Annotated in this window: 10 protein-coding genes; 5 read left to right on the forward strand and 5 right to left on the reverse strand. The window is 70.0% G+C overall.

Annotation, left to right across the window (positions count from 1 at the left end):
• Nucleotides 1–177 precede the first annotated feature (177 nt).
• Nucleotides 178–462: a hypothetical protein gene (locus VFO68_RS20295; RefSeq protein ID WP_325159911.1), complete on the forward strand. Its 285-nt coding sequence runs from the start codon at nucleotides 178–180 to the stop codon at nucleotides 460–462.
• Nucleotides 455–2,008 (forward strand): amidase, encoded by a 1,554-nt coding sequence (locus VFO68_RS20300; RefSeq protein WP_325159912.1) that lies wholly within the window; start codon nucleotides 455–457, stop codon nucleotides 2,006–2,008. Before VFO68_RS20295 ends, VFO68_RS20300 begins: the two co-directional genes overlap by 8 nt.
• 69 nt (nucleotides 2,009–2,077) lie before the next feature.
• Here the strand turns inward: VFO68_RS20300 and VFO68_RS20305 are convergent, their stop codons facing one another.
• From VFO68_RS20305 to VFO68_RS20315, 3 genes are all read right to left on the reverse strand, one after another.
• Complete coding sequence (locus tag VFO68_RS20305) at nucleotides 2,078–2,380, reverse strand: hypothetical protein (protein ID WP_325159913.1); 303 nt, start codon at nucleotides 2,378–2,380, stop codon at nucleotides 2,078–2,080.
• Nucleotides 2,381–2,445: 65 nt separating this feature from the next.
• The gene (locus VFO68_RS20310; RefSeq protein ID WP_325159914.1) at nucleotides 2,446–5,511 is read right to left on the reverse strand and encodes a BTAD domain-containing putative transcriptional regulator; all 3,066 of its coding nucleotides are present in this window, start codon (nucleotides 5,509–5,511) and stop codon (nucleotides 2,446–2,448) included.
• Between the two features lie 55 nt (nucleotides 5,512–5,566).
• A complete protein-coding gene (locus VFO68_RS20315; RefSeq protein ID WP_325159915.1) occupies nucleotides 5,567–7,768 on the reverse strand; it encodes a PQQ-dependent sugar dehydrogenase in 2,202 nt (733 codons plus the stop codon).
• A 513-nt stretch (nucleotides 7,769–8,281) separates the two neighbouring features.
• Here VFO68_RS20315 and VFO68_RS20320 point away from each other — a divergent pair.
• Both VFO68_RS20320 and VFO68_RS20325 read left to right on the forward strand, forming a co-directional pair.
• Nucleotides 8,282–8,764, forward strand: coding sequence for a hypothetical protein (locus VFO68_RS20320; protein WP_325159916.1), 483 nt, complete (start codon nucleotides 8,282–8,284; stop codon nucleotides 8,762–8,764).
• A gap of 33 nt (nucleotides 8,765–8,797) precedes the next feature.
• Nucleotides 8,798–9,253, forward strand: a complete 456-nt coding sequence (locus VFO68_RS20325) for a hypothetical protein (RefSeq protein ID WP_325159917.1) — start codon at nucleotides 8,798–8,800, stop codon at nucleotides 9,251–9,253.
• A 154-nt stretch (nucleotides 9,254–9,407) separates the two neighbouring features.
• Here the strand turns inward: VFO68_RS20325 and VFO68_RS20330 are convergent, their stop codons facing one another.
• Nucleotides 9,408–10,103 (reverse strand): helix-turn-helix domain-containing protein, encoded by a 696-nt coding sequence (locus tag VFO68_RS20330; protein WP_325159918.1) that lies wholly within the window; start codon nucleotides 10,101–10,103, stop codon nucleotides 9,408–9,410.
• A 91-nt stretch (nucleotides 10,104–10,194) separates the two neighbouring features.
• Between VFO68_RS20330 and VFO68_RS20335 the strand changes: the two genes are divergently transcribed.
• Nucleotides 10,195–11,370 (forward strand): acyl-CoA dehydrogenase family protein, encoded by a 1,176-nt coding sequence (locus tag VFO68_RS20335; protein ID WP_325159919.1) that lies wholly within the window; start codon nucleotides 10,195–10,197, stop codon nucleotides 11,368–11,370.
• Between the two features lie 77 nt (nucleotides 11,371–11,447).
• Here VFO68_RS20335 and VFO68_RS20340 read toward each other — a convergent pair whose 3' ends face one another.
• Nucleotides 11,448–11,864, reverse strand: a complete 417-nt coding sequence (locus VFO68_RS20340; RefSeq protein WP_325159920.1) for a hypothetical protein — start codon at nucleotides 11,862–11,864, stop codon at nucleotides 11,448–11,450.
• Nucleotides 11,865–12,276: the final 412 nt, after the last annotated feature.

The raw sequence follows: 12,276 nt of genomic DNA on the forward strand, positions 1-12,276 counted from the left end.
ACCTCGGAAACCAGCCCCGCGTGGTCGGGATGGACCTGATACGCCAGATAGGCGTCGGTGAGCTGCACATCCGCGGCGGTCACCAGCATGGTCCGTCACAGTGTCAGGACTGCGCTGAACCGTCGAGCCGTTTCCTGGGGCGCATACTGTATTCCCGGGGATACCAAGGAGGCTGTCGTGCCACCTGTGCCGCCGACCGATGATGAGCTCGACGTCCTGATCAGAGCACGCCTTGCGTTGCTGGGCATCGATCTCGATCAGCTTCCGCCGGGCACCGCCGCCGATCCGGTGACCGGTGCGCCCGGCCGGGAGACCGCGCTGGCCAGCCTGCGTTCGTTCCTGCGCAACAGCGTCGTGCCGGTGGCCGGCTACCGGTTCGGCCTTGATCCCGTGCTGGCACAGCAGGTTGCGCCGCCGCTGCTGTACCCGGCCATCGTGACCGCCTGGACCGCCGATGAGTGAGCCACAGGACCGGCGGGTGGACCGGCGCGCTTTCCTCGCCCGCACCGCGGCCCTCGGCGTGGCCGGGACCGTTGCCCTGCCGCCGATCGCCGAAGCGGCGCCGGTCGCCGTGAGCGGACCCGCCGATGTCGAGGTGCAGCCCCGGCCCGAGGCCATGGCCGACCCGACCGAGCTGACCATCGCCGAGGCGGCCACGCTGATCCGCAGCGGGCGACTGCGACCGGAAACGTTGCTGCGGGCCTATCTCGACCGCATCCGCGCGTTCGACGGGATCTACCAGGCGTTCAACACGGTGCGGCCGGAGGGCTCCGCGACCGCCTCACGGGGACCGCTGCGCGGGATCGTCCTGGCGATCAAGGACAACTACTTCACCGCCGGCCTGCCGACCACGGCGAACTCGTTCCTGTACGCCGATTTCGTGCCGCCCTACGACGCCACGGCGGTGGCGCGGCTGAAGACCGCCGGCGCCGTCGTGCTGGGCAAGACGCAGATGGGCCCGCTGGCCACCACGCGCGCGACCACCCCGGACGGACGGGTCACCACCGTCAGCGCGTGGGCGCCGGACCGGCCCGAAATCGACCCGGGCGGTTCGTCCACCGGCACCGCGACCGCCGTCGCCGCACGCATGGCCACCTCCGGCACCGGGACCCAGACCGGCGGGTCGATCACCTCACCCTGCAACGCGCAGAACCTGACCGGACTCAAACCCACCATGGGTCGGGTGTCGCTGCACGGGATCATCCCGCTGTCCTACACCCGGGACCATCCCGGCCCGCTGGCCCGCGACGCCCTCGATGCGGCGATCATGCTGTCCGCCATGGCCGGCCCGGATCCGCACGATCCGCGGACCCAGGGCCTGCCCCGGGTACCCGACCTGATCACCGCGGCGAAACCGGTGCGGCAGGGTCGCCGGGTCCGGCTGCGCTGGCCGACCCGGATCGGCGTCATCCCCGGCTACCTCTCGGGTAGCTCGCCCACCGCGCAAGCCAGGGCGGCCTTCCTCGACACGCTCGCCGGCGTCCCCGGGGTCACGCTCGTCGACGTGCCGCTGCCCGACGAATGGGCGCTGCTGACCGGCGGCGCGTTCAACAACGTCCGGTTGCCCGAGCGTGCCGAGGCGTTCGCCCCGCAGCTGACCGCAGATCTCCGCGGGTTCGGCGTTTCCGTGCTCGGCTGGCTGCAGGGTGCCGTCTTCGGCGCCCAGGAGTACCTCGTCGGTCAGCGCGCCAAGGTGGTGCTGACCGACCGGGTGCTGACCGACCTGTTCGCCCGCTGCGATGTGGTGGTGCAGACCTCTCCCCTGCCGTTCGACATCATCGGCCTGCCGGAACTGGCGCTGCCCATCGGGTTCACGCCGGAGGGTCTGCCGATCGGCACCATTCTGGGCGGTCTGCCGTTCGCCGAGGACCGGCTCCTGTCGATCGCCGCCGCCTACCAGGCACTCACCACCTGGCACCGGCGCCGGCCGGCCGACCCGGTCGTCGGTGCCGCCGTCGCCGCGCGGCCCCGGCTCACCGCACTCGACGTGCTCGAGACGATGCAATAGTGGACGCTAGCTGGCTAGCGACGCCTTCGTCGCTAGCCAGCATGATCCGGGCGGCGATGCCGCCAGTGGTCACGTGACCTTGAAGGTCAGCGTGTACCACGCGCCGGTGGTCTTGAAATCCACCGTCTTCGGGTTGCCGGTCTCATGGATCGGCGCGGAGCCGAGCCTGGTGTTGTTGTTGCCGTTCATCTCATCCAGGACCACCGTGGTGGAGCCGGTGAACTCGACGTTCCAGCCGCGCAGGGACTTGTCCCCGCCCTTGTCGATGACGTAGGTCCGCGCGACGCCGTTGGCGGTGAGTCGTGCCTCGTCGTAACCGACGACGTCCTGTTGCCGGTGGCAGTGCAGGTTGATCAGTTCCAGTGTTGCCATTGCTCTGTGTCTCCTTGTTCGTCCTTTGACGAACGTGACGGTGCCAGGGCGGTGTTAACCCAGCGCTAACCGAGCGTGCGGAGCTGACCGAGCAGGAGCTGTGTCGCCGGGTCGGGTGCGGCGCCGAGCTCCCGCAGGGCGGTCAGGACGGTGGTGCGCACCGCCGCGATGCGCACCGGGTCGCGGCCCTTGATGGCGGCGGCCAGGGCGAGCCGGTGACCGCGGGCGTCGTACGGTTCGACGGCCAGCGCCCGGACGGCCAGTCGGGCCGACTCGGCCGGTTCGCCGGCCACCATGCGCAGTTCGCCGAGTTCGAGCAGGTTCCGGACATGCCGCACCCGGATTCGGTCGATCTCGATGGCCACCTGGGAGTCGGGCAGGTCGCGCAGGTCGGGCAACGGTTCCCCGGACCACAACGACACCGCCGTCTCGAGCAGGTCCGTGGCTTGGTCGACATCGCCGTCGGCCCTGGCCAGTGCCGCCTGGTCGGCCAGCCGGTCGAAGGTCCACAGGTCCACCTCAAGCCAGGGGGAACACACCAGCCGGATCGAATCCCGGTCGGTGCGCAGGTGAAAGCTCGCGTCGCGCGCGCACCGGTCGGGCTCGAGCAGGCGGCGGAGGTGGGTCAGCGTGACCCGGAGGTTGCGGGCGGCGTCGGCCGGGGCCAGGTCCGGCCAGAGCAGGTCGATGGCCTGCTCGCGGGCCAGCACGGGACGCAGCACCAGCGCGCCGAGCAACTGCCGGACCCGGACCCGGCGCAGCTGCGGGGCGTCCACCGGGACGCCGTCGAGGGTCACCCGCAGCGCACCGATCACCTCGACCCGGGCGCGGTGCACCGGCGGGGTGGGCAGCGCGCCGAGCAGGCGCGCGGCGCCGGCGGCGAGGGGCCGCTCGGTCGACCGCTCGTGCTGTCGCAGCCACCGGTGCACGGCCGGTCCGACCGTGTCGGCCAGCCAGCGGCCCAGCTCGATCCCGGCGGGCTCGTCGGCAGCCGCCAGCCGGGTGGCCAGCTCCACCGACCAGGGCAGCGGCAGGTGACACAGGGCGTGCGCGGGCGGCAATCGCCCGGCCGGGGTCAGGTCGCCGGCCCGCGCGCGGACCAGGGCACGCGCGGCGTCGCGGGCCCGCCGGTGCGACGGGCCCAGTTCGGCGCACTCCCACCGGTCCCGCAGTCGTTCGCTCAGCACATAGCCCAGTGCCAGGAAGCGCCGCAGGTGCCGCTCGTTGAACGGCGACTCGACCGGCCACCGGTCCAGGTGGCGGGCGTAGGTCCGGCGCGCGCCGGCATCGTCCCCGCCGGCCACCGCGACCGCGGCGCTCGCCGCGGCGGCCAGGACGGCGTCCCTGGGGTTGGGGTGGTCTTCCGGCGTGCCGGAGAACAGGGCGGGCGGGCCGGCACCGAGGCTGGACGCGATCACGGCCAGACACGCGGTGGTCACGAACGTGTCCCGAGCCGTGCCGGCGTCCGGGCCGAGCCGGGCGGACACCGCCCGCAGCCGGTCCAGATCCGCCGGGACCCCGTCGAACCAGCGCGCGATGGCCGCGGCGAACTGGACGTTCTCGTCGCTGGAGACACCCACGGTGCGGTCGGCGAGCTCGGCCGCCGCACCGCAGAACCCGCACATGTCCAGGCAGTGGTAGTGAAACCGCAGCGTGGACAGCGCCAGCACGCGCGGAACCTGGAGAACCGGGGCCAGGACGATCTCGGCGAGCGCGGCCTCCGGGTCACCACCGACCTCGGCGAGCGTCGCCGCCACGGTGTGCCGCAGACAACGGACGATCGGGCTGGACGGGTCGTCGAGCTGGCCGGCCCGATCGGCGAGCTCGGCCAGTCGCATCAGGTCCGCCCGGGAGTGCGCCGCGATGCCGGCCTGCGCGAGGACCGCGACCAGCCCGGCGTCGCCGCCACCGGACTCCCGCATGGCATGCCAGGCCCGGTCGAGCAGTGGATCGATCCGAGGGTCGGCGAAGTCGGCCGCGTGCAGAGCCGCGGCGTGCAGCAACAGGAATGCCGGGCCGGCCGCCTCGTGCGGGGGGATGGCGGCGAGCCAGCGCCGCGCGACGGCCGACGGGAGTGCCGACAACGTCGTGATGACCAGCTCGACGGACAGCTCGGCGAGCAGGCACCAGTCCCGCGTGCGGCAGGCCAGGGTGCCGGCCCGGGCCAGATCACCTCTGCCCGTCAGGATGGCGGCGGCGCCCCGGTGCAGCTCGCGGGTCTGGTGCGCGGTCGACGTCCAGGACAGCGCTTCGGTCCACAGGTCGTGCGCCCGGTACCGGCCGTCGTCGAGCACGGTGACCAACGGGATCCGGGTCACGAGCTCGTCCAGATCGACGGCTTCGCCGGTGACCGCGGCGACCTCGGCCGAGGTGGCCGTGCCGAGCGCGGCCAACGCGGCCAGCGCCCGTCGCCACTCGTTGGGAATACGGCCGAGGATCTCCTCCCGGGCGTACCGCCACGGTGCTCCCGGGCCGGCCGCGAACGCCAGGCGCACCAACGCCGGCCAGCCCCGCAGCGGCCGGGCCAGCGCCGGTTCCCGCCCGAGTCTCCGCGCGAGCGCGCACACCTCGATCTCGGTGAAGGACAGTTCGTCGGCGCCGATCCGGATCAGCTCGCCGGCCGCCTCGCGGCGGGCCAACGGCAGGTCCGGCGTCTCCCGCCCGGAAAGGACGACATGCGCGGTCGCCGGCAGCGTTCTGAGGAACTCCCGCAGCAGAGCCGCCCCCGGCGAACCGGCGGGAATCTCGTGCACGTCGTCGAAGATCAGGCACACCTCGAGGGGAGCGATCCGGATCAGCGCGTCGAGCACCGTCCGCGCCGCCGGGCGGTCCGGCGCCGCCGGCAGCGCGTCGAGCACGGCGGCGGTGAGCGCGGCGGGATCCCCGTGCAGCGCGGTGCAACTGACCCAGGCGTCGACGCCCCGCGGGGCGAGCAGGTGCGTCCGGACCGCCTGGGCGAGCACGGTGGTCTTGCCGAACCCCGCGCCGGCGACCAGCAGGGTCACCGGACGGCCCCACCGCAGGGCGAGCAGTTCGACCAGCCGCGGGCGCGGGATCTCGATCTCGAGCTGACGGGGCAGATCGCTCGAACCCGTCAGCAGCCCGCCCACGACCGGTTCATACAGACGCACGGTCTTGCTTCACACCTACAGGAGGCCGGCACCGACCACCCAGATACCGCCGCCCTCAGCAGCGGGCGCCGCAGGACTTGAAGGTGGCCTGGTAGGTCGTCGCCGTCGCCGGGGCGGTGACGTTGTGGGTTTGCGCCCCCCGGTCCGACCAGTTCTTGAAGACGTACTGGCGGCCGCCGATGGTCTGCGGGCTGGTGGCGCTGATCGTGTTCGTGGAGCCGACGATCACCGTCCGGGTAAACGGTGTGGTGGCGGAGATCCCGCCGACGGTCAGCTGCGCACCGTTGGGGCTCGAGGTGAAGGTGAGGACCACGGTTCTCGGGTTGAGCCGCAGGGTGACGCTCGCGGTGTTGCCGTCGGAGTCACGCGCGGTCTGCGTCAGGTCCAAATAGGACGGATACTCGTGATCGGGCGCGGTGAACGATCCGGAGGCGACACCGGTGAAGGTCTCGATGGTGTGGGTGTGGCAGGACCCGGCCGTCGAACAGTGTTGGAGGTCGAGCCGCCAGGTCAGTGCGGCGGCTGGGAGCGCGCCGTCCTGGCCGTCGGTGGCGTGCCCGGCGAACGAGATCACCTGGCCGACCTGCCACAGCTGCCCCGGTGCCGGCGTGTCGATCACGGGGACCGGGTTGGGGTCGGCCGAGGCGCCGACGGTGATCGGTACCGTCGCGATGTCGCTGGCTCCGTCCGGGTCCGTGACCCGCAGCCCGATGCTGAACTGGCCAGCCTGCAGGTAGGTCCAGGTCGGGGTGGCCGTGCTGGCGTCGTCGAACGCGCCGTCCGCGTCGAGGTCCCACGCATAGCTCAGCGGGTCGTTGTCCGGGTCGGTGGACTGCCGGCCGTCGAACTGCACGGTCAGCGGCGCGGTTCCGGACGTCGGGGTGGCCGACGCGGCCGCGTTCGGCGGCCGGTTGGCGCCACCGGGGTACTGCACGCGATGCAGTTCGCCCGAACCGAGCGCAACGTAGAAGAGGTCGCCGCCCGGGCCGATGAGCACCTGCGTCGGGGTGGCGATGCCGGTCACGAACGGCACGATGGTGGCCGGATCCGGTTGGCCCGCGGCGTTTCGCTGCATGGCCCAGACGCATCCCCTTGAGCTGTCGGCAAAGAACAGCGCACCGGAGTAGGCGGCGGGGTAGTTGCTGGTGCCGTCCTCGAACGCGATTCCGGTCACCGACGAGCCACCGGTCGGGCACGGGTCGGTCGGTACGACCTTCGCGGAGTGGTTGTAGGTGTAGTGCGGCGCGGTTTGTCCGCCGGAGGTGTACAGCGACTCGCACAACGTCAGGTTCGCGCCGTCGTAACCGGGCTGGCGGCCGGCGCCCTCGAAGCACGGCCAGCCGAAGTTCTCCGCCACGCCGTCGGTGGCGTCCGGAATCCGGTTGATCTCCTCCCAGGTGTTCCAGCCGACATCGCCGACCCAGAGTTCTCTGGTGCCAGGGCGGAACCCGAAGCGGAACTCGTTGCGCATGCCGTAGGCGATGATCCGGCGGGCGTTGGCGTCGGTGCTGCCGGCGAACGGGTTGCCCGGCATACCTGCGCCGGTGTTCGGGTCGACGCGCAGGATCGCGCCGTCCAGGGTGACCGGCTCGCCGGCGGGCCGGCGGACCGACTGGGAGCGCAGCGCGCCGCCGCGCGCGGTGGGCGGCGCCAGGTTGACCCCGGCCGGGCTCGGCGGGTCGCCGCACGGGTTGCCGACCTGGCCGTAGTCGGTGAACGTGAAGCTCGCGCCGTCGCCGCCGCCGACGTAGAGCGCGCCGTCCGGCCCGAACGTCACGGTGCCGATGGAATGGCTCGGGTACTGCTGGCACCAGTCGGTGATCAACACTTGTTCGCCGGTGGCCACCCCGCCCGCGCCCATGGTCAGCCGGGACAGCCGCCCGGTGGCCAGGCAGCCCTGATCGGTGGCGCCGGGCGGAGTCGGACAGGTGTCGTTCCACCGCGGTGCGGTACCGCCCGGAACCGCGTCGTAGCTGTAAAGCGCGTACACATAGGGCCGTGCCGGGAACTGCGGGTCGATCGCCAGCCCGAGCAGCCCGCGATCCCAGAAGTCGTAGACCTGGGTGCGCAGATCGGCGAACACCGTCGGGCTAGCGTCGGCCAGCGAGTCGAACACCTTGACCAGCCCACTCTTCTCCCCGATGAACACCCGCCCGTCCGGGGCGAACGCCGCGACGCTCGGAGCACTCAACCCACCGATGGCGACACTGTCCGTGAAGCCAGGCGGGACCACCACCGCCGCGGCGGGCACGGCCACGAAACCACCCAACCCGCTTGCGGTAAAGCAAACTACGGAAGTCAGAATCCCCAGCCGGCGTAAATGTCCAGGCACGGCACAACTCCAATCGGAGTGAACGACGGGAAGTGCATCGCACTGAAATCAGCGACCGTTTCGCCGACGGCCGAACCGCGGACTTTATGCTCCGCGCGCGCCGATTGTCCGCTATGGCCGGTGCTGCGAGGCGGGGGCCGGCGAACCCGGATGGCGCACGCGGGTCCGATGCGAGCCAGACGCCGGATTGTTTACGCGGTGAGGCTCCCAAGGGTCCTGGGACGCCGGACCGCACCCCCACCTCGTCGCCCTCGTCCGCGACCACACCCCGTCAGCAGCCGCCCAAAGATCTTGATTCACAGGTCGGTTTCAACAGACCATGAGACCCGCCACCATGCCCGATAGGGCGATTGATGGCGCCCTCCCAGCTGCTCGTCCGTCAATTGGGTACCGGAATGGTGAAGATATTGTCTTTCGAGACCGAAGTAGGGAGGGGAAATGTCAGATCATGGCGAGTCGATGCGTTGGGTCGACGAGGCTGTTGCCAATAATTTGAGAGATTCTTGGGGTCAGGAGTGGCCGGACCTCCTCAAGGCTGAACTGGACAAGTCCTGGAGCCCAGGTTGGGAAGACAACCCTGAGGACGTCAAAAACGAGTGGCTGGCGGAGTACCTCGACCAGAGCTCGTCGTCGGAGCCGCAATACGAGGAGCAGGCGGCGTCGAACGGCTCGATGTCAGCTGATGACAATGCCGAGGTAGCAACCGAGCAGGGCGAGTTGGCGGTCACCACGGAACTTCCATCGGACGAAGAGATCATAGCCGGCATCACCGAGGCGATCCTCGCCGAATTCGGCGAGCAGGTCCCCCAGTTGGACCAGGAAGCGCTCGCTGCCGGCACCGCTGAGGTCATCAACGCGATGATCGAAGGGCTGGAAGAGGCCACCAAGGCGGCCATCGCCGCCTCCGCAGAATCCGACTAGTACACCCGCTGCCGAGGAGCCTGGAGGCCGCACATGTCCGAACCATTCGAGAAGCCGACCCTGGAGAAGTGGGGCGACGGCGAGATCCGGATCGACCAGATCGCGTACGATAACATGCTCAAACAAAGGGTGGAAGGCTTGGGCGCCTGGGGGAAGAGTTGGATGAAGTGGCTGTACGATCGAGATCTGTCGGTCGAGCAGTCCGGCATAAATTTGGTACAGAAGGTGGTCGTGGACTACAGTGCGGCCGCGATTCTTGAGAAAAAGATTCCGCAGATCAAGACGGTTCGTTCGTACTGGCCGATCTGGACGGCCTACATTTATCTGAAGAAGCCGGCGGAGTTTCACACTCTTCTCTTTACCGGGCTGGACAACGGCATACGCAGCATTGTCAAGGAGTATCCTCGAGAGCTGGAGAAGAGCGAGCTCCAATCGGATCCATTCGTGGGTCTCGGCGTGAACACCTCGATCCCCCCGAACGAGGATTAGCTGATCTTGGTCGTGATCACCTGTCGCTCATCCGGCCGAGTCCTCCGACCGCGACCATCATGGGCGCGGCCGGGAGGGCTCGGGATCCCCCTGTCAGTATCTCCGGTTTCGCGCTGTTGGCGAAAGAAGAGAGCACAACGGGACGCAGGCCCGATCAGTCTACTGTGGACATCGCCGCGGGCGGCTTCTCCTCGGCGCGGGCGGCCCGCACGTTGGCGGCGATCGGGGACAGCTGCAGCCAGCGGGGCAGGCCGCGCACGATCCACCTCGCCCCGGTCAGGCTGATTGTGCCGGCCCGGATGGCGTCCAGCAGCTCGATCTCGCCTTCCCACATTCGAAACAGCGTCGGCAGGTCCGCGCTCAGCACGGCGTCGATGTCGAAGCCCGGGTCGGTGTAGCACACCGACGCGTCTCCCGGTTCGAGCACCAGCCAGTACTTTCTGCGCCGGTCGGTGACCTCGACCTGGATCACCGCCCGCCGGGTGAGGTCGCTGACGTCGATGCGGCCGTGCAGCCACCACATCAGCACCTCGGGGTCGAGCTCCTCCGGCCGTGGGTCGCCGAACGCGTACCGCGCGCCCCAGTCGGCCAGCCCGAACACCAACGGGCGCAGGTCCTGCCCGGCGCAGGTGAGCTCGTAGCCGTCCGCCGAACGCACCACGAGGCCGGCGTTCTGCAGCTGCCGCAGCCGGCGGGACAGCAACGCCCGGGACAGACCCGGCAGCCCGCGGGCGATCTCGTTGAACCGGCTGGCGCCGTTCAGCATGTCCCGCACGATCAACAGCGTCCAGCGCTCGCCGAGCACTTCGACGGCCCGGACGATGGGGCAGTACTGCGCGTAGGTCCGCATGGTAAGTAGTCGTGACCGGTGACCCGGTCCGTTACGCCAGGGTTCAGTTCTTGTACTACCTCACCGGTTCCGCGGTTCGTAGCGTCGGGACATGACGATCACAGAGACCACCCTCGCGGGATCCGGCACGTTCCCGATCCCGGTCCGCGCAGACGACGCCCGGTTCGTCGGTCTGGCCGCCCGGATCGGCGCCGTCGCCGCCGAACACGCCGCCCGGCACGACCGGGACGCCAGCTTCGTGGCCGAGCCGTATGCCGCCATGCGCGAGCACGGCTATCTGGCGCTGGCCGTTCCGGAGGAGCTCGGCGGGCTCGGCGCCACGTGGCGCCAGGCCTGCTACGCGCAGGCCGAACTGGCCCGGCACGACGGTGCGACCGGGCTGTCCGCGGCGATGCACGTGTACCTGACGCTGATGCAGGCCTTCCGGCGGCGCAACGGCGCACCGGACGCCGAGGGGGTGCTGCGCCGGGTCGCGGCCGACGGCATCGTGATCGCGACCAGCGGCGGCTCGGACTGGTTGTGGCCGACCACGACTGCAGTTCCCGACGGGGACGGCTTCCGGGTGAGCGGGCGCAAGGCGTTCTGCAGCCAGTCGCCGGCCGCGACGGTCGTGGCCACCTGTGCGGTGCGCGACGAGCCGCGGGAGGTGCTGCACTTCAGCGTGCCGCTGGCGGCCGAGGGGGTGCGGATCGAGGAAACCTGGGACACGCTCGGCATGCGCGGCACGGCCAGCCACGATGTCGTGTTCGACGACGTGTTCGTGCCGGGCGACAAGATCACCGGCCGGCGTCCGTACGGCGAGTTCGGGGTGCCGCTGGCGGCCGCCGCGCTGCATTTCGCCCCGGTGGTCGGCGCAACGTACTTCGGCATCGCCGCCGCCGCCCGCGACGTCGCGGTGGCCGGAGCCGGTGCACGGGCGCCGGGCGGCGCGCCCCGGATCCAGCGCCAGGTGGGTCTGATGGACGCCAAGCTGCGCGGTGCCTGGTGGGCGCTCATGGGTGCGCTCGACGAGTTGGGCGATGACTACACCGTCGGCCCGGCGGCGCTGGCGACCGTGATGGTGGCCAAGCGTCAGGTGGTCACCGAGGCGATCGAGGTCGTCAACCTGGCCATGGACGTGCTGGGCGGCCGGTCCTACTTCCGCAGTTCCCCGCTGGAGCGCGCCTACCGCGATGTCCGGGCCGGCACGTTCCACCCGTTCACCCCGGAAGTCACCCTGACCTACGCCGGCAAGCTGGCGCTGGGCGATCCGGGCGCCACGGAGTAGCGGTGCCCCTCCTATTGGCGGTGGTCGAAATGACTTCCGGAAATAACCCCCGTCCATTACCGGTTGCTATGTGGAGGTCAGCAGAAGAAATACCAGCTACCCGCGCTGCACGTCGCCGGTATCGTCGCGGTGGCGCTCAAGCCAGCGGATTGGCCCGACTGGGTGATTGTCACCGATCCGGTTATGTGTAGGTCGCCACCTCCGCTCGGCACCACGGAGATGATGCAGTGGCTCGAGGTCGACGTGCACCCGGATACCGGTATGCGGGGGACGCTCCATGAGTAGCTGTAGCTGCCGGATCCGTTGACTACCTGGAACATGACGCTGTAGGTACCGGCGGCGGTTGCGGGCAGGCATTCCGGGGAGGACAGGCCACTGGCGTTGACCTGGCAGGCGAGCGACTCTCCGCCGATCGCCGTCGCTGGGCTGGCCGAAATGATCGACATGCCGAGTGCGACGACGAGCGACAACAACGAGAGCAACATTTTACGCATTGGGAGAACCCTTTCGTCCAGGGTTAGGGCGGCTAGTTCATCACAATACGCGCCATCCAATCCGTCAAGAGCCACCTGCTCGTGGCAGGGGCGCGTGCGGCCCGACTGGCTTGCCTTGCCGATCAGAAATGACCCGAATCTGGGGTGGCTGCATGATCGCCATTCTCGATGGCCCGTCCAACCTGGGTCTGCGGATGCCGGCGCCCGGCGTCGTTCCGGGTTGCTGCCGGCCGCGGCCCTCACCGACACACTGGTCACTGCCCTCGCCGATCGTCTCGGCTGAGCATCCTGCTCGTGGACCAGGTCGGACTGTCGGGCGTGCGGAGGTGCGCGTAGGGGCAGCGACGGGGTCATGGAAGGGCGAACTGGCGGTGCGCCGGTATTTGGCGACCGCGGTGGGCTTCTTTCTCCG

The sequence above is a fragment of the Actinophytocola sp. genome, from assembly GCF_035712165.1.
Taxonomy (GTDB): Bacteria; Actinomycetota; Actinomycetes; order Mycobacteriales; family Pseudonocardiaceae; genus DASYTH01.

Excerpts from the sequence above, each read along its gene's own strand:
- VFO68_RS20335 (WP_325159919.1), top strand. The coding sequence starts at position 10,195 with ATGACGATCACAGAGACCACCCTCGCGGGATCCGGCACGTTCCCGATC.
- VFO68_RS20325 (WP_325159917.1), top strand. The coding sequence starts at position 8,798 with ATGTCCGAACCATTCGAGAAGCCGACCCTGGAGAAGTGGGGCGACGGC.
- VFO68_RS20340 (WP_325159920.1), bottom strand. The coding sequence starts at position 11,864 with ATGCGTAAAATGTTGCTCTCGTTGTTGTCGCTCGTCGTCGCACTCGGC.
- VFO68_RS20320 (WP_325159916.1), top strand. The coding sequence starts at position 8,282 with ATGTCAGATCATGGCGAGTCGATGCGTTGGGTCGACGAGGCTGTTGCC.
- VFO68_RS20330 (WP_325159918.1), bottom strand. The coding sequence starts at position 10,103 with ATGCGGACCTACGCGCAGTACTGCCCCATCGTCCGGGCCGTCGAAGTG.
- VFO68_RS20300 (WP_325159912.1), top strand. The coding sequence starts at position 455 with ATGAGTGAGCCACAGGACCGGCGGGTGGACCGGCGCGCTTTCCTCGCC.
- VFO68_RS20305 (WP_325159913.1), bottom strand. The coding sequence starts at position 2,380 with ATGGCAACACTGGAACTGATCAACCTGCACTGCCACCGGCAACAGGAC.